Raw genomic sequence first — 25,651 nt, forward strand, 5'->3', positions numbered from 1 at the left:
ATAACTTCTTATACTAGAGGTGGCGATAAGACACAAGATTTCGCGTGCAAACTTCGAAAGCCAAGTGTCAACCGACCAAGTATTGAACAAAGGAGGGGGATTAAACTAATTTTTTTAGGCTGTGATGTATCCGTACTGCGACTATAAGCTTCGATTAATATCGCTTGATTACTACATCGGGGTATCCAATTGATAGATTTATTTATTAAAAGATAGCCTAGTCATTGCCGCGTAACATTATTCGAACAATATTACCCTAGGTATGTAGCGTCTTTACTAACTTGCTTGAGTGACATTTATGGATTTAATAGATAGAGAATCGGAAGATCTTTTCTTTCACCATATTGGTGCGTGAGATATCATACCTTCACAACTTTGGTGCTGAAAACCCGAAAAAATTTATAATTTGTGCATTGAATCATTCTTTATGCTCAAAATGTGTTAGTTGGAACATCGATTGCATCTCATTACACAAGCCGACGTGCTTACCCAAAGTACAAACTCCTAATGAGGATTGTGTAAAGAGACCGTCGAAGAATTTGAATCAAAAGGATATAGACTATGAGTCAGGTAAAAAAGGCAGTAATTCCAGTAGCAGGGTTAGGAACACGGATGCTACCTGCCACGAAAGCAATACCGAAGGAAATGCTTCCAGTTGTTGATAAGCCTCTAATTCAGTATGTAGTGAGCGAGTGTGTTGCAGCAGGTATTAAAGAGATTATTCTCGTTACCCATGCAAGTAAAAACAGCATTGAAAACCACTTCGATACCTCTTTTGAACTAGAGGCTACGTTAGAGGCGCGTGTAAAGCGTCAGCTGCTTGAAGAAGTACAGTCTATCTGCCCTAAAGATGTAACTATCATGCAAATCCGTCAAGGCGTTGCGAATGGCTTAGGTCACGCGGTACTTTGCGCTCGTCCACTTATAGGCGATGCACCGTTTGCAGTTGTGTTACCTGACGTCATCATTGACGATGCTGCGAGCAACCCTAAGAAAGACAATCTTGCCGATATGGTGGCTAAGTTTAATACAAGCCGAGTTAGCCAAGTTATGGTTGAGCAGGTTGCGCAGGAAGATATCTCTAAATTTGGTATCGCAGACCTAGATGGCGCGTCTATTACTCAAGGTGAATCAGCGAAAATTCACAAAATGGTAGAGAAGCCGCCACTTGACGAAGCACCATCTGATTTGGCCGTTGTGGGTCGTTATGTGCTTTCAGAGAAGATCTGGGATCTACTTGAGTTCACGCCTCCAGGAGCTGGTGGAGAAGTTCAGCTTACTGATGCTATCGATGCGCTAATGAAGCTAGAGCAAGTAGATGCCTACTACATGAAAGGAAAGAGCCATGATTGTGGTAGTAAACTTGGTTATATGAAAGCGAATGTTGAGTACGCACTACGCCACCCGACTTTAGGTGAAGAGTTTAAAGAGTTTTTAGCTACCATCAAAGCATAATAGTAGAATTAAGATATTAAAAAATGCGCCTTTTTGTGGCGCATTTTTTTTGAATTGTTAATTCAATTAACTTTTACCAAGCTTTGAATCTTCGATAGCATTTTGTTACCAATTCCTTTCACCTCGGTTAGTTGCGCGACTTCTAAAAAGGGACCAACCTGCTCTCGGTAATCAATAATCGCTTTGGCTTTTGATACACCAACACCCGGTAGCGTTTGCAATTCGGCTAGTGAGGCCACGTTTAAATCAAGCTTGTTGGCAACTGACTGGCTAGCATTGTGTCGTGCTTCGTCAGTATCCATGCTTTGTGAGTAAGCCACAGGTATGTGGAGTGACAGTGCGGTGAGTAGCATTAATCCTGGTAGTGTTTTTTTCATCATCGTTCCTTGTTTTAACGGTGTACACCATTTGTACAACAAGAATTGTATGAGATTGAGGGGATTAGGCTAGTCCAGTTTTAGTACAGGTTTTAAAGTAATTACCTATGCTAACTGGTATAAGTGAAGAATGAGTAGATAAAAAAATAGCGGGCATTGCCCGCTATTTTTGTTTTCTTACTGTAGTGCTTACAGACGTTCAATCAGTGCGTCGGTAAACTCAAGCGTACCCGCTTCACCGCCGAGGTCGCGTGTGGTGCGGTCGCCGCTCTCAATAACGTCTTTTAGCGCTGAGCGAATTTTTTCTGCTTTGTCGCTCATGTTCAAATATTCTAGCATTTGCGCTGCAGCTAGAATTACTGATGTTGGGTTAGCAAGGTTTTTACCCGCAATATCAGGAGCAGAGCCGTGTACAGCCTCAAAGATAGCGCAATCTTCGCCGATGTTCGCACCAGGTGCCATGCCTAGGCCGCCCACAAGTCCTGCACATAAGTCAGAAAGAATGTCACCAAACAAGTTTGTCGTAACAATGACATCGAACTGATGTGGGTTCATAACTAACTGCATACAGCAGTTATCGACAATCATTTCTGCTGATTCGATGTCTGGATAACGCTCACCAACTTCACGGGCCACTTTAAGGAACAGTCCAGAGGTTGATTTTAAGATATTTGCTTTGTGAACCGCTGTAACCTTCTTTCTTCCTTCGCGGCGAGCAAGTTCGTAAGCAAAGGTCACAATCTTCTCTGCGCCGTCACGTGTAATCTTACTCATGGCTTCAGCTTCGTTGCCATCTTCAGACACTACTTGGCCAAGACCAGAATACATACCTTGAGTATTTTCGCGCACAGTGATGATATCAATGTCTTCGTAGCGAGCTTTTGTTCCCTTAAAAGACATTACCGGGCGAAGGTTTGCGTACAGTTTAAACTGCTTGCGAAGGCTCACGTTAATAGACGTGAATCCTTCTCCTACTGGAGTAGTAAGAGGGCCTTTAAGTGCTACTTTGTTTTTTGCAATGAGGTCGAGTGTCTCTTGTGGTAGCAATTCGCCATGTTCTTCTAGAGCAACGAGTCCTGCGTCGGCATAATCGTAGGCGAAGTTACAGCCAACCTTGTCTAAAATTTTTGTGGTTGCATCGATGATATCCGGGCCAATGCCGTCACCGCGAATGACTGTAATATGTTGCTGAGTCATGATGGGAGATCCTCTAGTAATTCTGTTGTCTTAGTCGTTAGGTTCTATATGCACCGCTTTATTGCAGCGAGCACAACACGCCATTGCTTGCCTGCTTATTATAAACTTGAAAAAGTAGGGGATATTAAAATGTCGCAGTGCAAAAGTCCGCGTATTTTATACGATAGAAGGCATAAGTTATAGCCATTCGTAAATATAAATTGGAAACGGGCAGAACCCTCGATATTTAACACCAGTTAAAAAGGAGGGCTTTAGTGCCTCAAGCCTGAATAAAAAGCCGGAGCGCTAAATGTCTTCCAGTAGAGAACTGCATACAGAGATAGCTAATTAGCGGGGCAGTGGGCATATCAAGTGAGGTTTTTGTTCATTCACAATGTACGCTAGGTCACTAGAAGACAAGGACAGTACAGACATCCACAGCTTTACATCTTCAGTGGTACTCAAGTCTTTATCAGGCGTTGTTAATAGGTACGCTTTGGCTAAATAAAACCCCAATGATATTACCGCATGCTCTTTTCTAAGTGATGTTGGCACAGCGTCATTTGTCTTATTACACTGATGGAGAACAGCACGCCACGTAGCGCTTTGATGCCAGTTCTCAGCTAGCTCACTGGCAATAGAGAGCCAGGGCGATGGTGTCGTTATTTTAAACGTATTATTGATGGAGAAATTCGGGTTTGCCCGAACAGGGAGTTTGGTAATTACTTTCAAGCCCGGCAGCGTGAAAAGCGGTGAGCAAGCAAAGGTCATAGTCAGTGCCGCGGATTGGGCCGTAAACTTAGTTTTGGTAAGCGATGCGATATGACTGGCAAACGCGCTGGCAACCAGTGTGAATTGTTTGCACGTATCGACAAGAGGAAACTCATGCTGTGTTAATCGCTCCATTAAAGCAAATTGAACAAGCATATCGCCCACGCGCTCAGTACCGTAAGTAAGTACTGCCTGTTTTATCGTCTTCACCGGCAGTTGCAAGCGGTTATCTTGGCTCGCTGTGCTTATCAAAAAATGATTGAACGTAGGAGCATGTTCTATTTTCTTACAAAGCGTTGGAATATCGATATCGCGTTTTTGCAACTCGTCAATAATGTGCAAAAGTGCTGAAGGGGGGCGTTGAATAGCAAATGTTGTTGGAAAAAAAGGCTGCCCTCCCTTTACTACTCTAGGGGCTCTAGTTTCATTAAAAAGCGCAATGAACGCATCAAATTCAATGTGTTGATGTATCGGCGAGCGTATTGATGAAGCAGGCACCCAGTCACTATCGCGGTCGGCATTACGAGCCACCGCTGCAAAACTGTGGTTTTGCTGTATATCTACAATGGTTGCCGGAATACCACTGGCATACACTTTCTCGCCTGGCATAGCACGCTCAAAAAGCGGAGACAGTGAGGGCAATAAGCCATGATGGTGCACAGGTATTAAGCGAGTGCATTGAGAAAAGAGACTATGCTTTTTTTCCGCCGATGCGCTGCTGATAATTTTAGACAGTAAACAAAGTCGTTGGGCGCGGTTGAGTTTAGCACTGGCAAGAGAGTGGGCTTGGGCATTTTTGACAGAAAATACTACCCGTTTTAACCGCAAAATATCCAGCCAAGACGATAAGCCTTTCGCGCGTAAAAATTCAGAAATTGCTTTACTGTCATTCGGTTTTCTTTCTTGGGTCGCGTCGCCTGCAAGTCCGGCATCTGCTTCGTCGCTTTTATCATGACCAGTAAGGTGATAGAGGGCCAAGGTTGCCGCAATAAGATGCTGAAGATAGTGATCGTTAAAGTGATTGAGCTTACCAAATACTGTCAACAATAGTATGTGGGTTAACTGCGGGGGGAGTGAGTTTTTAGTCCCATGAACCGCTAGTGCCGCGGCGGGCTCTTCATTAACAAGCGCGATGGCTAACTTAGCATTTCTAAGCCATAGGTTAACTTTGCTATCAACGCTTTGCGAGGGAGTCGGTGCAGCAAGTATCTGAGAAAACGTCGACTGAATATCGGCTAATGCCATACGGGGTTAGCTTTCTTGATAGCTAGAGTAGGCACCTTCTCCCCAGGCAATGAGCTTGTCATTTTCAAACAGTAGAGGCGTACATTCATCTTGGGTTGTTAACCCATCGGCGCGGACATGCTGCGTTCGAAAGAACATGACTTGAATAGCGTTCACCCCTTGGCGTTTCGCCTCAGTTAAATCAGGTGAGCCGAGTAGTGCAAGCACCTCCTCTCGCGTGCTGCCTAATTTAAGCTTGGTAATTTGAACGCGGTTATACTCTTCTCGATCCTTCCAATCCATGTTCTCAGGCTTATCTGGATAGAACGCGATAATCATAAAAACAAATAACGCGTAAAGTCCTACGCCAGCTAGGATGAGTCGAATAACTTTGGTGTTCATAACCGTTACTTCTCGTGTCTAAATTAATGTAGTAGTGACAAGCATGGGTGCCTATTGCAGATGCACAACGCGGCCGAATAACGTGGCCGAATACCTTGAGTGTGTAACGCATAGGCGTGCAGATGAAAAACGCGCTAAACCTATTCGCTCATTCCCAGCTTTTATAATATTTTAAGTTTACCGTAAATTGTATGAGAATAATAAGCGATTATGGTAAGTGTTTATGTCAGGCCATCATTACCAGCAAAAGTATAAACGCTAAAGAGTTGAGGGCGAACGAGCAGCGCTTATTTTCAAAGCGCTGGCGGTGCAATACATCTCTTGGCTAAATAAGTTGGCTAAATTAATTTGCTAAATGAGCTGGCTAAATGAGCTGGCTAAGTTACTTCACCAAATAGCAGGGCTCGTAAGCGCTGCCTGGAAGCTTCATTCGGTGTTGTTTTACAAATGATTTTAGCAGTACATCAACATGCTTCATTAACGCTTTATCGCCCGTGATCTCAAAAGGGCCGTTTTCTTTTATCTGCTTAATCCCTTCTGCCTTTACATTACCAGCAACGATGCCTGAAAACGCTTTTCTTAAATTCGACGCTAAATCGCTTCCGCTTTGATGATGGTCAAGTTGAAGCCCAGCCATACTCTCGTGCGTTGGAATAAATGGCTGTTGAAAGTCTCGCTCTATTTTTAACGACCAGTTAAAACTAAAAGCATCTCCCATCGCACCGCGATATTTTTTCACCTTTTCTAACCCTTTACATAATGAACGTGCTACTTCTTCCGGGTCGTTCACTATAATTTGGTATTTCTTCTGTGCTTCTTTTCCCAAGGTCTCTGCAATAAACGTGTCTACCGCCTCAAAATACTCTTCACTGCCTGCAGGGCCGGTTAGAATGACAGGGAATGGCTGTTGGTCATTTCTTTCATTCATCAGAATGCCAAGAAGATACAGCAGCTCCTCAGCCGTGCCTACACCACCTGGGAATATAACAATGCCGTGTGCCAAACGCACAAATGCCTCTAAACGCTTTTCAATGTCAGGCATTATGATGAGCTCATTAACAATGGCATTAGGGGGCTCAGCGGCAATAATACTAGGTTCTGAAATGCCTACGTACCGACCGGATTTGTGTCTTTGCTTAGCATGACCTATTGCCGCCCCTTTCATTGGGCCTTTCATTGCACCCGGCCCGCAGCCAGTACAAATATTCATGTCTCTTAGACCAAGCTGATAGCCCACTTCTTTAGTGTACTTATACTCAGTTTGATTAATGGAGTGGCCGCCCCAGCATACAATGGTATTAACGCCATCGTTGCCCTCTAGCGCTTTAGCATGGCGAAGCATATCAAACACCATGTCGGTAATCTGTGCGCCGTCTGCTGGTGAGTGTTGATGTAAGAAGTCATACTTATCGCCCATGTACAGTAAGTCTCGCAACACTGCGAATAAGTGCTCATGAACGCCTCTTACGAGGTTGTCGTCTACAAAGGCGACTTCTGGAGGGTTAATCAACTCAATTTTCACGCCGCGCTCACGGCGAACAAGTCTTATATCGAAACTTTCATAGGGGGCAAATAAGGTTTCAAAATTATCTTCATCAACACCGCTGTTTAAAACGGCGAGAGAGCAATTTCGAAACATGGTAAAGAGTTCGCTATCGGAAGCATCCTGCAGACGCGCAACTTCAGCTTGTGACAGTTGGCTCATCCAACCCATTGGGTTTAGCTGTACTTTTTTAATCACATTACTTCCTATTTTTGGGCGTCGATGTCAGTAACGACCTGATTTCGGCCATTTCGTTTAGCTTGATAAAGGTATTTGTCTGCTCGCTCAAAAGCCGAATCAATGCTATCTGTTGAGGTAAATGACGTACCTCCGAGCGATACAGTAATAACCACTTTTTCTTGCTTAAACTTGAGCTGCATACTTTCTAAATCTTTTCTAATAGCCTCTAGTTTTTCTCGTAGTTTTTTCTCGTTGGTATCGGGCAGAAGCACCACAAACTCCTCACCTCCCCAGCGCGCAAGAAACTGATCGCCAGCCATATGACGCTTAAACGCTCGGCTAACAAGCTGCAGCGTTTTATCACCAGCGGAATGACCGAACTTGTCGTTAATTGATTTGAAGAAATCAATGTCGATAAGGGCAATAGAAAGCGGCTTTTTTGAAGATTGGAAGTGCTGATGCGCTACAGCCAACTGTTCATTGTACGCTTGACGGTTAGGTAAACGGGTAAGTGCGTCTGTTTTACTTTGCATAACCTGTTCGGCAATTTTCCGCTTATAAGAATCAGTTTGCTGTTGAAGCTTGTTGATTCGGTCCTGCATTGACGACAATAATGAAATGAGTGCTGTTTGGCTCTCGCTATCGCTTGCCTGAGTATCCGTCAGCGTTTTTGACAATACTTTGATACATGATTGTGTTTGCGTTTTAAGCGTGTCAAAAGAATCGGTTGTAGAAACTGCTTCTTCAATGTTGTCGATATAGGTTTTCAGCTCAGCATTACTGGCTGTGCGTTGCTCAAACTGTGCTTTGCTTCCATCAATACTTTTACTCACGTCCTCGCCAATTTTACCGAGTGACGTATGCAGTCCCTGAATGACCTTTCCGGTTAAACTCGCTTCTGTCATGGCGTCTTGTACTATCATACGAAGTACTACGACACAGCTTTCTAGTAGCTGCTCGTTAGCCATGCCTTGATCAAGCCGCTTTTTGATATCTAAAAGCTGTCTATCGTTGGGTTTTTTCTCTGTGTATGAAGTAACTAGCTGATTTAGCTCTATAAATATAGAGCGATAAAAATGAGCACTCCCTTGCTCCGTACCTTCATCTTGAGTTGACTGTCGCTGTTTTGATGTGGCGGTTTCGGGCGTTGCAGAATCGCCTGATAACAAGCCTTTAACGTGCTTACCAAGGGCAACTCGGTGAAGCTGAACCGCTCTCGCGTAGAGCCTGTAAATGCTGAAAATATCTGATACTGGCTGATTAAGCTTTATGAGTTCTTGAGTAGCAAGGCCGCGAAGCTCTTCATCTTCAAAGATTATTTTCTGCAGCTGCTTCATAGCATCTTCAATAGATGACACCGTCTCAAGGCTGTACTTGCGAAGGCTAATCTCTTGATGCTGAAGCGCCGCATTCAGTTTATTGATACTGACTGTAGCTAAACTGAAATTGGGCGTGCCGGATAGGTGTCCGCGCAGGGTTTTCAGTTCACCATCAACCTTGTCTGAAAAACCCTCGTAAAAAGATGAGAGTTTTATGATGAATTGACACAATAGCGCATTGTTTTTTTTGTACGCTTGCAGCTGTTTATCTTCCATGTTGCTCATCTTTTGTTGTTTATGGACACGTCACACTTGTAAACTCAGTAAGGGACTACTGTCGAGCTTGACGATGGTTTGGGTAAGGTGCCTCAAAATTGGTACGAAACGGATTGATATCGAGTCCACCTCTTCGTGTATATCGAGCGCAGACCGTCAGTTTTGTTGGTTTACAGTGATTAAGGATATCGGTGTAAATGCGCTCTACACATTGCTCATGAAATTCATTGTGTTGTCTAAAGCTAATCAAATATCGCAGCAAGCCTTCATGGTCGATTGGCGAACCTGTATATTTAATTTGAATACTTGCCCAATCTGGCTGGCTGGTAATAAGGCAGTTAGATTTTAGCAAATGAGAAACAAGTGTTTCACTCACTTCATGACCTTTATCTGATGATGCCAAACCAAGATACCGAGTGTCGGGCTCATAATTATCAATCTCAATATCAAGCTCATCGAGCAATGTACCTTGGAACTCTCTGAATTGTAGTGTTTCAAATTCACTTGGTAAAATCAGGTTAACTTCAACATCTTTACCCGCGCAGGCAGATAAATCTTTTTGGAGCACTGATTTTACGTCATCGCTGCTTTGAAAACGGGTTTGATTAAAGCTGTTTAGATAGAGCTTAAACGACTTCGACTCAATCAGGTTTTCAGAGGTGATTGGCACCATGCATTCAAGAATTGCGACCTGAGGTTTACCCTTCATATTGAGCCAGGATAATTCATAGCCTGTCCACGTATCGATACCTTCAAAGGGAAGCGCATCAGAGGAAGGAGCTTTTGATTTAAAAGACAGTGTGTCTCTACTTAGACTACGAGGCACCCCTTGAAGGAGCGCAGGGTTGTATTCATACTCGTAGTCTACTTGCTTACCTAACGAGAGGTCGTTTGGTGCAGAAATAGTAATTTTTTCTCGTTTGTTGTCTGTCGACATAAGAACCCTAATGCATTAATCGGTATATCATCGCCAAACGTTGACTTGGCATATTTTACGTATAGTGTAACCCAAAAATACGAAGGTAATTAAATAATGGCTCTGTCTATTTGCGAACAACTGGATAATTTTGTTTCATCTTATGTCGAAAATGCCAGCGAAGGTGTTCTGTCCATTCCTTATGACGAGGAGTGGCCCTCGCTGTGTTATAACAGCGAAGGCGAGCAAGGGCTGCAGGGACAAATAGTACCTTGGCAGCCTGTGAAACAAACACAGCCGTTGTCTTTTGACAATGTAGGTTCTGCCCTTGAACTCACCTTAGACAGTGACTACTGCATCTATTTCACTCGTTATTTTAGCAATAACCTAATTGCAACAGCCCCTCAGGGTGAATGCGAGCTACTTCAGGTGTGGAATGAAGAAGATTTTGAGCGCTTGCAGCAAAACCTCATAGGCCACCTGCTTATGAAGCAGCGGTTAGAACAGGCGCCAACGCTATTCTTTGGGTTAACCGATGAAGAAGATTTCATATTAACGGTAATCAACAAAACAGGCGAGGTTGCATTAGAGCAGGTGGGCATGGAGCCAAAAGAAATTTTGGCGCCGTCACTCGCTATTTTTCTTTCTACACTTAAGCCAAGCTCAGCAAGTCGATAACGCCTATTTTACAATACCGACGAATAGACCCTCATTGCCGGCCGTGTATATTATTATCGGTCGCGTAGCAGGTCAGCCAGTGATGCTTTCAGTATTTCTACTTCTCGTTCGAGGGCATCTACTCGAGTCGCCAAGCTAACAGAGTCATCACCAGGCTGTGTCTCGTGCTGCGAGTTTTTAGTTTGTGCTTTTGGCGTACTGGCATTAAAGCGCTTAATTGCATCTATTGCTTCAGTAACCGACACTTTAAACGGCGCCTTCGAACGAAGAATTCCCACACTTGGCGTCTTGCCTTCTTCATGCATTTTTTGGCAGATAATGATTAATTGGTTGATGGTGTTGTTCATAGTTTATTTGTTACTACCCTAATGTTTATGCCGAGTGTCAATGTATCGCCCTCACTGTATTCCCTCAATGTGCCGCCCTCAATGTGCCGTCTTCAATGTGCCGCCTTCAATGAAATGGGGGGGGAAAGCCTTTTGAGTTTAAATTGAACGTTAAGCATCGTACTTATAATCAGTCTTTATATTCATTACTCAAAGTACTGCAAGGCATATCAAACTTACCTTCGGCGCAAAGGTAAAATGTTAAAAAGACTAATAATTTGCCTTATCCACTAATTGTTAAGGTATTTAGTATTTGGCGTTTTCAATAAATATAATAAAAACAGCTGCTTACATTTTGGCGCTATTTTTGATTGTTACTTGCTAAGTTTGTGCCTTGCAATGTTTGCCACCTAACGGTGTAACTACTTAGCAACGGCGCAGGCGTGTTGACCATTTTGACCAAAGCTTGAACAGAAATAGTCAAGACGCCCTAAATAAATCAAATAATAATTAAGGAATATACATGAAAACACTCATTCTTTCTGTCGCTGTTGCGTCTTCATTACTACTTTCTGGCTGTGTTGTTTCTGTAGGAGGGGGCTCTGATAGTCACTACGGTTCAGATTGGGAAGACAGAGAGTTCAATAATCGTAAACATATCGCTAATCTTGAGGTTGGGGTTGGCTATGAAACGGTATTGAGAAAAATGGGAGTCGCCGACTTCAACGAACTTTTTGAAAAAGCAGATGGCACATACCGCGTACTGTATTACCGTACTCAAAAAACAATGGGTGATGGTGTAACAACAAAAGACGAATGCACTCCACTGGTATTTAGAAACGGAAACCTTGCGGGTTGGGGAGACAGTGCCTACAGCCTAATGCATTAAAAATTGTTAATAAAAAGTTAACAGTTGCTGGGTTTTCGCGTAGTCTAATCATTAATCAGTTCTACAGCGTATGAGTTATCGCTATTTGAATTTGCGTGAACCGTATCTTCAGGGGGCATTTTTTCAAACGCGAACTTAGATATAAGCCTACACGGAGGCCCTCTCATGGATATCGAATCAAATGAGGCTGTTCTTGCTCCATCAGCCGATACGGTTAAAGCCATTTACCTTGGCGTTGATGATTTAAAAATCGCGGCATCTATCCTTTATAACGCCTATGTGGATGACCCTCTGTTTTTGGAAATTTTCCAAGCAGAAAAAGAAGGCTATGAGAGCCGGTTGCGTTCGGCTATCCGAGAAGAGCTTAATGCGTTTTGGGTTGCAGAGCAGCCCATGATAGGGCTGTTTGATGCTGAACGTTTAATTGCAGTAGCGTGCCTTACTGCTCCTGATGCGGCATTTGGTGCAGGGCGATATTGGCACTGGCGACTTCGCATGTTGCTTACCGCTGGGCTTTTCGGAACGAAGCAAATGCTGGAAAAGGAAGAAAAAGTACGAACCCTGGTTCCAGCAGAAAATTTTCACATGCTTAGCTTCATTGCTGTGCATCCTGATTATCAAGAACACGGTTTAGGTCATATTCTACTTGGCGCAATTGACAGTGTGGTTGAAGAAGACGCTAAAAGTGCAGGTATCGCGGTATTCGTGACCATTGATAAGCATAAATCCTTCTTTGGCGATGACAAGTACAGTGTTGTCGGTAATTTATCTTTATCTCATGTTAATGGGTCGGTGATGTTCAGAGCCAAATAGAGCAGAATTTGCCTCGGCACATTTTCACGCCATAGCGAGCATAAACGCCTAGAGCATATGCTCTGAAAATTTAACCCGAGAATATAGCGGCTACGCTCTTGTTCGCTGCGTAGCTGCAAAATTTATGGTCTTTTCACCTAAAAATTTGTTATCTAATGTTCACCACTTGCCGCCAGGTAAAGCTTCAGATTCGCTAATATTCGAAATATAGTCTAAACCTTATGATACCTATTCAACCTAACCGCTGCGAAACTATCCATGATCCATTCTATTTTATATGTAGAGGACGACTATCAGCTTGGTGATGTGGTTGAGGCTTACTTAGACGCTAATGGATATCGGGTGACCCACTGCAAAAATGCCGAGGATGCACTGCGTGAAGCGAAAAACAGAGAGTTTCATTGTGTAGTACTCGATCTAACCCTGCCTGATGAAGACGGATTGGTAGTTCTTCGGAAAATTAAAAGCTTTCGGCAGGTACCTATTATTATCTGCTCGGCAAGAAGTAGCGTAGAAGATAGAGTATCAGGGTTAGAATTTGGCGCAGATGACTATCTTAGCAAACCCTTTTCATCTAAAGAGTTACTACTGCGCATTAAGAAGCTGATCGAACGCTGGTCGTTTAGTGAGAAAGAAAGCGATAGTTTTAGAGTTGGAAAGTTTACCCTTGATACAGGCCGAAAAGCGCTAGTTGGATCGCTAGCTGATGAATATATCTCTCTTACTATTGGCGAGTATGTATTGCTTGCGCTGCTTGCAAAAAAACCAGGAAAAGTATATTCACGAGAGCAGATAATTGACAGTGTATCAGGCGTTGAAGGGCCAGAGAGCACAAGGGCCGTCGATATATGTATTTCTAGATTGCGAAGAAAAGTCGAAGCCGATCCTAAAAAACCAGTAGTGCTCAAAACATCTGTTGGTTTTGGCTACTACCTCGAAAATCGAACCCCTGAATAGGTGAACGAATCCAAAAAAACGATGTTCAAATAAAACGCTTCTATTTTCCTTGATGACATTTAGTGTCAATCCCAGTCGCAGAGTTTCCCCATTTCATTTCTAGGTACCCGTTGACCAAACGTAACATTATGTAGGCTGACTAGTGACCCGAGCTTTTGAGTAAGGCTGTCCATCACGTTAAACTTCTTTGCCACATTATCTAATGCGACGTAGAGTTTCACTTCATTATTGATACTGGATTGAACAACGCGAACGGCAACATCATTGACCTCAGGTATTAGTGATACTTCATATTTGATATCGTCTGGGCACACGTTATAGCCGTTTATCTGAATTTTATTATCGTGCCTACCTTCAACTTTAAAGCGACGATCGTCGCTAAAAACTAAGTTGTCTTGTAAAGCCAAACAATGGTCTTCATTAAAAACACGGGTATTAACTCGACGAAGAGATTGCCGAAGGGAATATTCAAATGAGTCTCCCGTTCTCAAGCCAATCCCTCCCGTTTCAGTAGCGCCGTATATTTGTAAAGCCGATTTATATTCGTTCTTGTGCAGGTGCTGCAGTATGTCAAAGTCCAGGGGAGCGGTTGAGAGCACTAGGTGCGTATTGCTTTTGCTGATGTCAGGAAGCCTGTCAATTAGGTGAACCATAGCTGGCACACTAATCATTAACGTGGAGTGAGTAATATCGAGACTATGAACAGTCATTTTTTGTACTTCGGTGGCTGTGATATTGGCTATTTTTGGTAAAACTACCGTCCATATGAAACCATATATATGCTTACTCGGTACGGTACTCAATACGTGAGAGAACGCCGGCAGCGTTTGCATCCAATCCTCTGCTTCACGAATTAATGCGCTTAATGTGTGTGTTATTTTTTTGGGTTTTGATTCTGAGCCTGACGTGTAAAAAGTAATGGCTGCATCATCCTGGTTCATAGCATGGGCACAAAGATCAGCTATCGCACTTAAATTTGGCGTAGCCACGAGGCTGTTGATGTTGTCGTCATCGTGAATATTAAAAAACTCGCAGATGTAGCTAAGTGCTTGGTAGGTCGCCAAAGAGTCAAGATACCACCGGTTTCGATTATCAACGTGTGTTGCACTGTCGACAATATCTTTTTTGCTTAAATCACGGTATGAACAGGCTTGTATTATCAGTTCGATAATCAACCGTTCTATTCCCTCATCCTCTTTGCTCCAATGGTATGTATTAATCATTTTTTCAACGCCTCAACCCATGTTTGATTCAAAGTATAGACGGCTTTAAACGTCAAATTTGCCTTGAAACATGTTTGAAACATCAAAGAGAACACATTGAAAAATCTATCAGCCATGCTCCATCTATCGCAACAAGATAGATTTGTTTTGCTATAGGAGATGAAGATGAATGAAGAGCAGCTTTTAGAGTTTTTGTACATTGCGCCTGTCGCTCTCATTAAATTTGATGAGGGCGGAAACGTAAAAATGGCTAATCCACGAGTGGCCCAGCTGTTTAACCGATATGCGCCTGGCGGCTACTTTGCCAATTTTTTCCAGTTTCTCGATGATGAGTTGCCGGATCTTAAAGAGGCTATTGCAAGCTATGGAGCCGAACACGGGCAGGTTATGGAAAACCAGCGATATTGCATGAAGGCGCCCGCTAGCGACGACGGTATTGCAAGCGATGAGTTGTGGATGGATGTCACGGTGGTAAGGCAAGACAAAGGTGAATTTATCGCTTCTTTAAACAACGTAACAAATCAAGTGAAAATTGAATCTGAAAAGTTTATCGCTGAACAAAAACTATCGCGTGTTTTTGAGTCGGTGAAACAACATGTCATTTTCACAATGACTGCTTCAGGCGTTACAGATAGCTGGAATACCACTGGCGAAACTTATATCGCTAACCGCGACGGCGCTATCGGTAAAGTGCTTTCGCAATTATTTCCCATATCTATAGCAAGAAATGCTGAGTTGTTAAGTCAAACACTCGAAGCTGGCGAGGTCGTTGAGCCTATTTCGTTTAAAGATTTAGCTAACTCTGCCCATGATGCACGTCTGTGCATTTCAACAATTCGAGACCAGAGAGGAGCTCACCGCGGCTTCTCTGTGGTATTGACCTTTGGCGCACAGCCACATTAATTCTATTGGAGATAACTATGAACTTCTCGAGTGTAACTATCGATCAACTCAATGCTGCTTCATCACCAAACTTCAACGCTGCTAATTTTGGTGTCGTTAAAATGTCCCACGATGGAAAAGTGACGGGATATAACGAAAATCAGGAAAAGCATACAGGAATGTCAAAAGCTGCTGTTTTAGGTAAGCACTTTTTTACTCAGGTTGCGCCATGTACGAACAACTTTATGGTGGCGCAGAAGTTTGAGAATGAGAGCACGTTGAATACGAAAATTCCTTACACGTTCACGCTGAAAATGGCACCTACCCCAGTAACACTGCGAATGCTAAAAGATAATCAAAATCAGTATTTGTTGTGTGATTGGTAGAAAAAAGTATCGGGCGTCTGTTAGGCGCCCGATAAATCAACTCGCATTATTCGAACGGAGGTTTACATGTCTAAAATCTACAGAATTTTAATATCATCGTTTATCACTTTTGTTGCCTTAGCAATAGGGTGCGTGTTGTTTGCGATAGGAAACGATATGTTTGGCTTTGTTTTATGCGGTGCGAGCGCCATATCGCTAGCAATATCTGGCTGGCTGCACTACTCACAGGTTGTTAAGCCCATAGCGCACTTAAATACACTTATTGAAAAGAATGTTGATGGGTTTAATACAATTTGTAAAAAGCAGGGTTTCAATATCAATGATGACTGTGTCATTGAGAAAATCACTGAACTATTAAGGGAGACCAATCGAGATAATGGAGAAATTCTCGAGGCCTACCAGGCCGATCACAGTATTGTCGAAAAAGTGAATAAAGAGATGGAAGCAATGGTTATGTACAACGACCACGTTATTGCTATTGATGAGGAGCACTCTTTTGATCCAGAAGCGGTGAGAGGCGCATTCGAACAATCTGAAAACGCGGCAGATTATGCCACAAGCACGTTTGAACAAATTTATATGTCCATTAATAACCTTGGCACCAGTTATTCAAATATTAATGAGAACTCACAAGCACTTAAAGAGAGCACCGCAGAAAGTGTAGAACTTGTAGATTCAACGCGAAAAAGTATTAGTGAACTCGCAGAGAAAGCGAGTGAGATAACTGAGTTTACTAACTCAATTGCCGACATTGCGAGGATGACTCAGCTCCTAGCGCTTAATGCGTCTATTGAAGCCGCACGAGCAGGAGAGTTGGGAAGAGGGTTTGCTGTTGTGGCCGACGAAGTTAAAAAGTTGGCCGAGCAAACCGATCAGGCTACCGCAAAAATATCGCAGATATCCGCATCAATTTTAGAAAGTAGTGCGCATTCTGCATCATCGATGGTACTTATCGATGAAAAAATAAACACGGTGAGCAGTACGCTCTTTTCTGTTGTTGATACGGTTGAAAACCAATGGAGTGACGTTCAAATGTTGCTTGGGCAGATGGGCCAGACTGCAGGAACCGTCAGTGGTTTAAAAGGCATCTTGCAAAGCTCATCGGCCGAGCTTGAGTCGCATTTTGTGATGCTGGATGGTTTATACAATTTTGCTCGAGAAAGCGCAGTGTCAGTGGTGAATCTTAGACAAATATTGGGGTTGGAAAACAGCCAAACTAACGATGAAGTCAACGCATCATCCGAGTTTCAGGAGGACAGTAATCATCAAGAGCAAGAAGGAACGGAATTAATGAGTAGTGAAATAGACGCATCTGATGTGATTGAAACCACTGATAGCTCACCAACCACACCCTCGTCTCCCGCATGTGCGTAACTAAAAAGAGTAAAGACAATGTCGAATCTTGCTAAAGCCATACACAGTGACATGATGAATTCTCATAGTGAGCCGCTCTCTATCGATGGAACCAATATTACGCTAAGTCGTTTTTCACGATTTGTAAGCGGGCAGTCAAGGGCGCACGTGGCGATGCATTTAGATGACACGTTTTTTGATGAAAGTATCAATACCTTAAATCAGTCATTAGCAAGCGGTCGAAAAATCTACGGTGTAAATACACTTTTTGGCGGCATGGCTAACCAAGAATCATCAGATGCAATTGCGCTACAAAAAGAACTCATCTTGTCTCACTTAAGTGGTGTAGGAAATGAACTCCCTGATGAGGACATTAAAGGTGCCATGTTACTAAGAGCTAACTCACTGTGTCATGGTGTTTCCGGGATTAGAAAAGAGATAGTTGAGCGTTACTTATTGCTAGCTAACAACAATGTTTTACCACTAGTTCACGAGTTTGGTTCTATTGGCGCTAGCGGCGACCTTATTCCTTTATCTGCCATGGCGGCAGCAGTGTGCGGTATATCAGATCAAAGCAAGTTGAAAGTAAAAGGTGAGTATAGCAATGCGATAACAGTGCTAAATAAACTTGGCCTAACCCCATTTGAATTAAGGCCTAAAGAGGGACTTGCGCTAATTAATGGCACTTCAGTATTAACAGCAATAGCGGCAAATAACTGCAATAAGCTCTCTAATTTGTTCGCGCTGCACGTAAACATTCAGACGCTCATTGCTGAAATTATGGAGTGTGATGTCAATCCATTTAGCGACTTTATTCAGAGAAACCGACCTCATCCAGGTCAAATAGCAGTCGCAAAAATATTGAGAGAATCGCTTTCACAATCAAGAATGATAAGAAAAGAGTCCCAGATTGAAGCCGATTTAATGAATAGTGACCTTATTCAAGATAGATATTCAATTCGCTGTATGCCCCAGTATTTAGGGGCAATTATCGAAGATTTGTACGCCATAGAGAAAACAGTACAAATAGAAATGAATAGTGCGACGGATAATCCTCTTATCGATTCCCAGCGACAAACCCATGTACACGGCGGCAATTTTCTTGGGCAGCACATTGGTATGGCGATGGATAAGCAGCGTGTGTGCGTTGCGCTGCTGGCTAAGCACAATGAAGCGCAGCTTGCCATGCTAGTAGAACCTGCTTTTAATCGAGGTTTGAATCCATCGTTGTTAGATGAACAAGGAGAGGGGCTTCACGTTGGTGTAAAGCCACTGCAAATACTCAGTAACTCACTCACGCCGTTGCTAGAGCACAAAGCTAATCCTTTATGTACGCATTTCCCTATTCATGCAGAACAGTTCAATCAAAACTTAAATTCTCAAGGCTTTGGCTCAGCGCAATTAACAAGGGAGAGTATTACTCTATTTACCAAGCAAGTGGCTGTGATGTGCATTGTGGTGGCACAAGCTGCCTGCCAGAGAGCAAAGCAAAAAAACGATGAGAAAAAGCTGCGATATTCGCAACGTTCGAAAGATCTACTACAGTCTATAGGTACCATTATTAATGTTGACCTTTTCTCTGCACAATCTCCGGTAGAGTCATCATCGGGCGGAAATTATAGCGCTTGGTTGGCGCTGTTATCCACTGCAATTGAGCATAACAAGCTTCCAGGAGCAAACAGTATTGATTGGGAAAATATCAAGCTATCGTAAAGGGGGGAGTCATGTTGAAAAACAAAGACCTAGCGAAGTTGTTATCCCGGCTTGACGTGGGATGCTTGACCTTTGCTATTTCTAGCTCATTTGACTATTTAACCCTAAGCGGCGAGCAATTTGCCCTCAATAATAATGACAACTTATTTCGGCGCATTATTCATACTGCGAGGTGGTGCTTGCAGCATCGCAGTTCCCATCATTATGATGAGGTTTTTTTTGACTGTACGCCTGATGTATCAAAAATTTATTCTCGACAATTTTCTTACTCAGTTCTTGAGAGTCATGTTTTATTAGAGGTGTCTGATTTATACGATTATTCTCAGCGTATTCTTACGGGCCAATTTGAATCTACGTTATTTAATGCTATTTCTGACGCCATAGTATTAACCGAAGCTGACTGCATAAGCAGACCAGGCCCTCGCATTGTTTTCTGTAACGACACCTTCCTTGAAATGACAGGATATGAAAGGCAGGAGGTCTTGGGGCGGTCTCCACGTTTTCTTCAAGGAGACAGAACCAGCAAAGCCGCTACATCGACAATTCGAACATCGCTTTCTGAGTGGAAAAGTTTTAAGAAAACACTGACTAACTTTACAAAAAGTGGAAGTCCTTTTGAGGTTGAATTGCACATATCGCCGGTCAAGGATGACACGGGTTGGTATTCGCATTGGATCAGCGTGCAGCGAGACGTGTCCGGTCACAAACAGGTACTGGATTACATACACAAAAGCAACATGATCCTTAAAACATCAAAGATAGGCTGTTGGTATTTTAACTTTGAGCATAACTATCTGTTCTGGGACGAGCAGATGATAAACATTCATCAGAGCGCCCATACCAAAGCACCCAAAAGTATAGAAGAGTGGGCAGCCCTCGTTGCTACGCAATTTTCAGAACGCTTTACTATGAATGTCGTGCGTGGGATGTCTGGAGAATCTAATATTGATTTTGAGTATGCTATTTCCCTCGAAGAAAATAACGAGCGTTGGCTGCGAGTTAAAGCTGAAAGAATGAAAGCAGACGATGATAGGTATCAATCGCTCGCTGGTGTGTGTTTTGATATTACAGATGAAAAAGCATCTCTCCGGGCAATCGAAAATCATCGAAAGATTGCTGAAAAGAAAGCAAAGCTAGCGCTCCTTGGAGAGGTGGCTGCAGGAGTTGGGCATGAGATTAACAACCCACTTTGTGTTGTCACTACGTCCATAGACTTACTTGAATTAGACTTAGCAAGGGGCATTCGTACACAAAGCCATTTTGAAAGCCTTACATCGAGAATGAAAGAGGCGTGTATAAGAATTGCGAAAATTGTCGATGGATTACGAAATATTACATCAGTGACACGGGAAGGCGGCGAACTCACATCGATTAATATAGTGGCATGCATTAAAGAAACGATAGAGATGTTAACCAAACTCTATGCGTTGGAATCCATTACGTTAACGTTGGAGCTAGACTCTCCCATCAATGAGTATGAGGTACACGCAGACTACTCTGGGTTACAACAAATACTAATAAACTTACTTTCAAACGCTAAACACGCTGTGCAAAAATTAGATGGAGAACGCAGAGTTATTCATGTGGTACTGCGATCGCATCAAAGCTATTGTCAGTTGGATGTTATAGATGCAGGTTTGGGGATCCACACTGATATGCGGGGGCGTTTGTTTGAACCCTTTTCAACTAATAAGCCTGTCGGTGAGGGTTCTGGGTTAGGGCTTTCTATTTCAAAGAATTTGATTGAAAGCTATGGAGGCAAGATCAGTTTTATCACAGGGGAAAATGGCACCTGCTTTTCGTGTCAGTTTATAAAGGGTCGTAAACATTCTACGCACAAAAGCGAAGCGCATGTTGAATATTGCAAAGACCATGTCCTTGTCGTTGAGGATGATCCGGCCGTAGGTGCGAGCATAAAAGCACTAATTATAGCCATAGGAAGCGAATGCACTCTGGTGGGAAACGGTGCAGATGCATTGACATTACTCGCGTCACAGAATGGAGATAACTTCGACGTTATTCTCACTGATATTAAGATGCCAATACTCGATGGGGTGCACTTTCTCCAAACTATCAAGCACAGAAAGCTCGCGCCTAGGGCGAGAAAATACATTATGACAGGGGATGTGTTTAGTCTCTCAGAGGAAAGTGCTACCCATATATCAACCCTAGCAAGCGGTATTTTGAAAAAGCCTCTAACTCGGGCTGATATGGCGCACGTGCTTTCAGGACTAGACGCTATCGCTTAGGTGTACTAGCTCAGGTATAGTGACTATTTTCTTCATCATCAAAGACGCTCTGGTGGCACTAATATTCAGATGTTCTTAAAGGCCATGCTAAACATTGGCTGTGCTTGTAATTAGTCTTTTAATCCAAACTTTTTTCGAATTCGTTTAGCCCATGAAGGCCTTTGTATTTTGTAACGATTTGGGTGATCCGGAAGAATGATACTTGGGTTAGCTACTGCAAGTGCTTCGAAAAAAGCGTGTCGGTTAAAGCCGCGATAATTGTGATACATAAGTTGCTTCTTCTCTCCACTTTTCAACACAATGAAATTAGAAATATGTTGCCTTGTGTCACTGATTTGCTTTAACTGTGTAATGTCATCAATGTTTATCTGCCAACTGATATCACTGAAGGTAGGGTCGAAGTAGGACAGTTTAGTGGACGACACACAAACTCTAATCTCTTTATTTTCACACCAAAACCATAATGCCAACCCAAGCAAAATAGCTTCAATAAACCAAATGGCGATATCTAGCACATCAAAAAGTTCATTTAGTGCAGTGCTATCGTTTGTTAAATTTGGAAGATATCGATGTGCTGCCTCGTATAAAACAAGCGCCACGCCAGCATTAAAAACAAGCAGTAACGCGGAAGAGCGCTGCTTTCTTGTAAAAATGAAGTGAGTTGCCATACGATCTTTCTCAGGAATGAACCTTATAGTAAGACTACAATAGAGTGTTAATTCGCATTAGCAAAGTAGAACGTGGCAAATAGTTGATGGTGAGTTGCGCCTCTATCAATAACCATATTGAAATATTCGAACGAAATATATACTTCGAATTTCTGAACGCCATCCACCCACCTCACCAATTGCTCAGGCAAGTGTGAGATATCTCCTACAAAACCTGTGAGTTTTCCGCCTTTTTTTATATAGTAAATTTTTAGACTAAAGTATAAAGCGTTTGATTTTTATAGGCTTTTTAGTTTTATCCAAAAGTTGTAGAAGATCACTCCTTAAAACTTTGTAATTTCGTATAGCGGTAATATTTAAAGATTATATTATTTATCACGTCACAGGGAAACACGATGAGTCAGGATGATTTGCAAGGATGACCTAGGACAACTTAAGGATGAGACTCTCACATGTAGTGAGAAAAAGGAAATGGACAAGACAAGGATGCTAATTACAGGACGTGCTTAAGGGATGAAGGATAGGGATATCTCGCAAAAAGGATTCACAATTGGATGTGGGCAGAGAACAGGATGCTTCTTCTGCATTGCTAGAAAGGATGAGTCAGGGACGATTTTACAAGGTTGTAAAGCAAGGATGTAAACAAGGATGCTATTAACAGGGAGCGCTTAAGGAATGAGCGGGCTACAGCAGGATGTGTAGTCAAAAGGACTATAAAATAATGGATAAGGAAAGTCAGCGGAGTCTGACACGGACAGCCTCAGGATGAGGAATACTGCAGAATGGATTTGCAGTAAAGAAGGGAACAATGGAAAGGGACCTACGCACGGACGGGTAGCTCACAAAGGGTATTGTGAGGCAAGATGGAAAGGGGCGAAGACGGATTCTGATCGGGAAGATTTTAGTCGCAAAGGATCGCAGAGAGGGATGCTCAAAATTACGAAAAAGGGGGAAGTCTGATGACTTCCCCCTTTTTTATTAAACGCGATGGGGTGGAACCTCGGTGCGTATGACGCGGCTTCCTACCAACTCTACCTCTCCGCTGTATCTATCTTCACCATTGCTTGAAAATTCAAACATAAACACACTATTCCAATCGGGCTTTCCGAATTTAAACGAGAGACGTGTTTTAGCTCGCGCAACACTCAATAATTGAAGTTGGTGTTTATCACAGTACTGTTTTAAGTAGGTATTAGTGCTTTCTGATATGCCTCTTATTCGCCAGAATTGATAACTGATAAAGCCAATTGCCAACCATAGGGAAAGCTCTAAAAGTGTCATACTACTTCCCCGTTTGCGCAAAAAGTTGATTAAAGGCTTTGGCTAATACGGTCGGACGGTCGGGTGAGCGTAATAGGGTAAGTACTTGACGGCGCAACTTCGGAACCTGAACTAAGTCAGAGAAGAACCCAGAAAATAAAGCGCCTGCATGACCTTCACTTTCATCTGCCTTTGCTGCTTGTGTTAAAAACAAGGTTAACAACTCATTGTCCATTTGCTCATAGTGACGAGCGGCTATAACGCTTAGCACGTCAAGTCGCGTTGAAATGTCTTTATTTAAAATACTCTTGAGTTCACGGTGAAGCTGCTGATCAAACTCATTACTTGAAAGGGAACGCAGTGCAGCGAGGTTAATATCATCGTACTGCGCTTTTTGAAAAAAGCGTTGTAACACGAACGTCTCGACAGTTTTTGACAGAGGTACGTACTCGAGCATTTCCATAAACGTATTCAAAAATACGTCAGAATACAAACTTACATTGTTTACAAACGCTTCTTCCAACCTATTTTGATGACTGTGGGTAGGTAGAGAAAATGCAAAATCCGCCACACTTTGCATAGACAGCCCTCGCCAATCCACTAACTGTGGCGCTTGAATGTAAGCCTCAACTTGTTTGGCTTCATCGCTTAGCGGCTGCGATAATGTGTGTTTAACTAACGCATTAAACTGAGCCAGTAACGCTTGATTGGGAACAAACGAATAGGGGTTATCGGGCAGTGTCTGTGCTTTTTCAGTATCCTCTACTATGGACTGACCCAACGCATCGACAATAATATCAAGAAAATGATTACGGGCGGCTGTGACTACTAAGCCTTGTTCATCAATAGGTAGCTTTACAAACCAAATATAATGTTCACTCGAGCTTTGCTTGTTCCAAAAAACAATACCAAACCATGCGTGCTGTTGGCGCGGGAGGGGAGCGTAGGCATTGCCACTTTCAATATCTAAGAATGATTGATTATCAATGATTGTCAATCTGCGACCAATATCGAATACCTTGTATTCAGTACCAGCGTGTAATAAGAATTCACTGATTGAATTAATTGTGTCTGCGCTCATCAAAACATCCTAAATACTACAAATTTATCCACGTGAGCTTTTTGCTCATAATTGTGTGCCTGAATAGACTTTTTCTAAATACACGTTTTCATTACGCTGAAAAGAACAAGATTGCACACAAGCGTGCATGGCCAGCGTCGCTTTTCTATATGTGTTTCTCGAACATGTATCGCCAATACGAGCCTAGAAGCCTCTAATGCTATTAGTTTATCACAGATAATACACACTCAGACATGCACACAGTGACGAATACAGCAGTGACAGGGTTCTGATTAGCCTGATATAATTTCGCGATATATTTTTGAGCATTCGTTGGTAGTGAGTTAATGGTAAATCAGGTCTATCAAGATATGGCCTCAGCAATAGAGACACTCGTTTTGTTGATGGACAATGAAGGGCTGTGGCCGAGCACTAATTCTACTGAAGCTAAGCCTTCTGAAGCGGCGTTGCTCAGCCAAGTACCATTTGCTTTAGACACCATGGGATTTGAAAGCTGGTTGGCTTACGTCTTTATTCCTAAAATGAGACATATCCTCAGTGCTCAAATGCCTATACCAAATATGAGCATCACACCGGCCGCTGAGCAGTATTTTACCTCAGCCCCTCCAGCTATTCTCGACCAGCTTAAAACGATTGATGGGCTCTCGAGCAAAGCGAATTCGAACTAATGAGACGACTACACAAACTAGCACACGGAACAATTCAAATGGCGTTCTTGCAATGAACAATGAAGCAGTCGATAAGCCCTCATCGAAGCACATGGTTGAGCAGCCAAGGTCACTGGCCGGTCCCTTGACAGTTTTATATCAAGATGAAGATATTGTTGCCATTGAAAAGCCTCCTGGTCTTTTGGTTCATCGAAGTCCTATCGACAAACATGAAACCGTTTTTGCCGTTCAGACTTTAAGAGATCAGCTCGGTAAGCACGTATTTCCTGCCCATCGATTAGACCGGCCTACCTCCGGCGTACTGTTATTTGCCTTCGATGGGCGCATGGCGGCGCAGCTTGGTCAGCAAATGATGCAAAAACAAGTGCATAAAACCTATCATGCCGTTGTAAGAGGGTTCGTTTACAACACTGGGCTTATCGATTATGCGCTCAAGTACAAGTACGATAAAATTGCAGATAAACACAAGCGCCCGCAGCAACCTGCGCAAATGGCAACCACCACCTACGAATCCTTGGCACGCTATGAAGTGCCCGAGCCGGTAGGAAAATATCAAAGCGCTCGCTATTCGCTAGTAAAACTAACGCCAAGCACGGGGAGGAAGCATCAACTTCGTCGACATTTGGTTCATATTCGTCACCCGATTATTGGCGATACCACGCATGGCGACGGAAAGCAGAATAAATTCGCTAAATCGCACTTTAGTTTTAATAATTTGGCCTTAAACTGTACGTCAATGGGATTTCATCATCCTTCATCAGGCAGATGGATGACAATATCATCAGAACTTCATCATGAAATGGCGACATTTGTACGCCATTTAGAAAACTTTCGCGTTGTTCCTTCGTAAAAGCATACGACATCGC

At 42.9% G+C, this 25,651-nt stretch carries 24 protein-coding genes; 12 read left to right on the top strand and 12 right to left on the bottom strand.

The window, feature by feature from the left end:
- Positions 1–561 precede the first annotated feature (561 nt).
- The gene (gene galU, locus JV36_RS0107450; protein ID WP_032094321.1) at positions 562–1,455 is read left to right on the top strand and encodes a UTP--glucose-1-phosphate uridylyltransferase GalU; all 894 of its coding nucleotides are present in this window, start codon (positions 562–564) and stop codon (positions 1,453–1,455) included.
- Between the two features lie 62 nt (positions 1,456–1,517).
- Here the strand turns inward: galU and JV36_RS0107455 are convergent, their stop codons facing one another.
- The 7 genes from JV36_RS0107455 to queF form a co-directional block, all read right to left on the bottom strand.
- The gene (locus tag JV36_RS0107455) at positions 1,518–1,832 is read right to left on the bottom strand and encodes a ComEA family DNA-binding protein (RefSeq protein WP_032094322.1); all 315 of its coding nucleotides are present in this window, start codon (positions 1,830–1,832) and stop codon (positions 1,518–1,520) included.
- A gap of 189 nt (positions 1,833–2,021) precedes the next feature.
- Complete coding sequence (locus JV36_RS0107460) at positions 2,022–3,029, bottom strand: isocitrate dehydrogenase (RefSeq protein ID WP_032094323.1); 1,008 nt, start codon at positions 3,027–3,029, stop codon at positions 2,022–2,024.
- A 327-nt stretch (positions 3,030–3,356) separates the two neighbouring features.
- Entirely contained in the window at positions 3,357–5,024 is a 1,668-nt protein-coding gene (locus JV36_RS0107465) for a hypothetical protein (protein ID WP_032094324.1), read from the bottom strand.
- A gap of 6 nt (positions 5,025–5,030) precedes the next feature.
- On the bottom strand, positions 5,031–5,405 hold the full coding sequence (locus JV36_RS0107470) for a DUF3192 domain-containing protein (protein WP_032094325.1): 375 nt from the start codon (positions 5,403–5,405) through the stop codon (positions 5,031–5,033).
- Between the two features lie 382 nt (positions 5,406–5,787).
- On the bottom strand, positions 5,788–7,143 hold the full coding sequence (ppnN, locus tag JV36_RS0107475) for a nucleotide 5'-monophosphate nucleosidase PpnN (protein WP_032094557.1): 1,356 nt from the start codon (positions 7,141–7,143) through the stop codon (positions 5,788–5,790).
- Between the two features lie 11 nt (positions 7,144–7,154).
- Positions 7,155–8,723, bottom strand: coding sequence for a diguanylate cyclase domain-containing protein (locus tag JV36_RS0107480; protein WP_032094326.1), 1,569 nt, complete (start codon positions 8,721–8,723; stop codon positions 7,155–7,157).
- A 55-nt stretch (positions 8,724–8,778) separates the two neighbouring features.
- A complete protein-coding gene (gene queF, locus JV36_RS0107485) occupies positions 8,779–9,660 on the bottom strand; it encodes an NADPH-dependent 7-cyano-7-deazaguanine reductase QueF (protein ID WP_052009999.1) in 882 nt (293 codons plus the stop codon).
- Positions 9,661–9,756: 96 nt separating this feature from the next.
- On the opposite strand from queF, the gene syd reads away from it, so the two are divergent.
- Entirely contained in the window at positions 9,757–10,317 is a 561-nt protein-coding gene (gene syd, locus JV36_RS0107490; RefSeq protein ID WP_032094327.1) for a SecY-interacting protein, read from the top strand.
- Between the two features lie 53 nt (positions 10,318–10,370).
- Here the strand turns inward: syd and JV36_RS0107495 are convergent, their stop codons facing one another.
- Positions 10,371–10,664: a hypothetical protein gene (locus JV36_RS0107495; RefSeq protein WP_032094328.1), complete on the bottom strand. Its 294-nt coding sequence runs from the start codon at positions 10,662–10,664 to the stop codon at positions 10,371–10,373.
- 502 nt (positions 10,665–11,166) lie between these two features.
- On the opposite strand from JV36_RS0107495, the gene JV36_RS0107500 reads away from it, so the two are divergent.
- The 3 genes from JV36_RS0107500 to JV36_RS0107510 all read left to right on the top strand — a co-directional run bounded on the left by JV36_RS0107500 (position 11,167) and on the right by JV36_RS0107510 (position 13,302).
- Complete coding sequence (locus tag JV36_RS0107500) at positions 11,167–11,532, top strand: DUF3192 domain-containing protein (protein WP_032094329.1); 366 nt, start codon at positions 11,167–11,169, stop codon at positions 11,530–11,532.
- 165 nt (positions 11,533–11,697) lie between these two features.
- Positions 11,698–12,345 carry a GNAT family N-acetyltransferase gene (locus tag JV36_RS0107505; protein WP_032094330.1) on the top strand — a complete coding sequence of 216 codons (648 nt, stop codon included), beginning with the start codon at positions 11,698–11,700 and terminating at the stop codon, positions 12,343–12,345.
- A 258-nt stretch (positions 12,346–12,603) separates the two neighbouring features.
- Positions 12,604–13,302, top strand: a complete 699-nt coding sequence (locus JV36_RS0107510; protein ID WP_032094331.1) for a response regulator transcription factor — start codon at positions 12,604–12,606, stop codon at positions 13,300–13,302.
- Between the two features lie 65 nt (positions 13,303–13,367).
- Here the strand turns inward: JV36_RS0107510 and JV36_RS0107515 are convergent, their stop codons facing one another.
- Entirely contained in the window at positions 13,368–14,525 is a 1,158-nt protein-coding gene (locus JV36_RS0107515) for an AMP-binding protein (RefSeq protein WP_032094332.1), read from the bottom strand.
- A gap of 165 nt (positions 14,526–14,690) precedes the next feature.
- Here JV36_RS0107515 and JV36_RS0107520 point away from each other — a divergent pair, with 165 nt between their 5' ends.
- The 5 genes from JV36_RS0107520 to JV36_RS0107540 all read left to right on the top strand — a co-directional run bounded on the left by JV36_RS0107520 (position 14,691) and on the right by JV36_RS0107540 (position 21,108).
- Complete coding sequence (locus JV36_RS0107520) at positions 14,691–15,428, top strand: PAS domain-containing protein (RefSeq protein WP_032094333.1); 738 nt, start codon at positions 14,691–14,693, stop codon at positions 15,426–15,428.
- Between the two features lie 17 nt (positions 15,429–15,445).
- On the top strand, positions 15,446–15,793 hold the full coding sequence (locus JV36_RS0107525) for a PAS domain-containing protein (protein ID WP_032094334.1): 348 nt from the start codon (positions 15,446–15,448) through the stop codon (positions 15,791–15,793).
- 66 nt (positions 15,794–15,859) lie between these two features.
- Positions 15,860–17,167 carry a methyl-accepting chemotaxis protein gene (locus tag JV36_RS0107530; RefSeq protein ID WP_032094335.1) on the top strand — a complete coding sequence of 436 codons (1,308 nt, stop codon included), beginning with the start codon at positions 15,860–15,862 and terminating at the stop codon, positions 17,165–17,167.
- Positions 17,168–17,185: 18 nt separating this feature from the next.
- Positions 17,186–18,859, top strand: a complete 1,674-nt coding sequence (locus JV36_RS0107535; protein ID WP_052010000.1) for an aromatic amino acid ammonia-lyase — start codon at positions 17,186–17,188, stop codon at positions 18,857–18,859.
- An 11-nt stretch (positions 18,860–18,870) separates the two neighbouring features.
- Positions 18,871–21,108 (top strand): PAS domain-containing protein, encoded by a 2,238-nt coding sequence (locus JV36_RS0107540; protein WP_032094336.1) that lies wholly within the window; start codon positions 18,871–18,873, stop codon positions 21,106–21,108.
- Between the two features lie 110 nt (positions 21,109–21,218).
- Here JV36_RS0107540 and JV36_RS0107545 read toward each other — a convergent pair whose 3' ends face one another.
- From JV36_RS0107545 to JV36_RS0107560, 3 genes are all read right to left on the bottom strand, one after another.
- On the bottom strand, positions 21,219–21,776 hold the full coding sequence (locus JV36_RS0107545) for a hypothetical protein (protein WP_032094337.1): 558 nt from the start codon (positions 21,774–21,776) through the stop codon (positions 21,219–21,221).
- 978 nt (positions 21,777–22,754) lie between these two features.
- Positions 22,755–23,057 (bottom strand): DUF3301 domain-containing protein, encoded by a 303-nt coding sequence (locus JV36_RS0107555; RefSeq protein ID WP_032094339.1) that lies wholly within the window; start codon positions 23,055–23,057, stop codon positions 22,755–22,757.
- A 1-nt stretch (position 23,058) separates the two neighbouring features.
- The gene (locus tag JV36_RS0107560) at positions 23,059–24,117 is read right to left on the bottom strand and encodes a DUF3549 family protein (protein ID WP_032094340.1); all 1,059 of its coding nucleotides are present in this window, start codon (positions 24,115–24,117) and stop codon (positions 23,059–23,061) included.
- A gap of 326 nt (positions 24,118–24,443) precedes the next feature.
- Here JV36_RS0107560 and JV36_RS0107565 point away from each other — a divergent pair, with 326 nt between their 5' ends.
- Together JV36_RS0107565 and JV36_RS0107570 are read left to right on the top strand one after the other, a co-directional pair.
- Entirely contained in the window at positions 24,444–24,785 is a 342-nt protein-coding gene (locus tag JV36_RS0107565; protein ID WP_052010001.1) for a YqcC family protein, read from the top strand.
- Positions 24,786–24,837: 52 nt separating this feature from the next.
- Positions 24,838–25,635, top strand: a complete 798-nt coding sequence (locus JV36_RS0107570; protein ID WP_081926557.1) for a pseudouridine synthase — start codon at positions 24,838–24,840, stop codon at positions 25,633–25,635.
- Positions 25,636–25,651: the final 16 nt, after the last annotated feature.

The organism is Alteromonas sp. LOR (assembly GCF_000753865.1).
Lineage (GTDB): Bacteria > Pseudomonadota > Gammaproteobacteria > Enterobacterales > Alteromonadaceae > Alteromonas.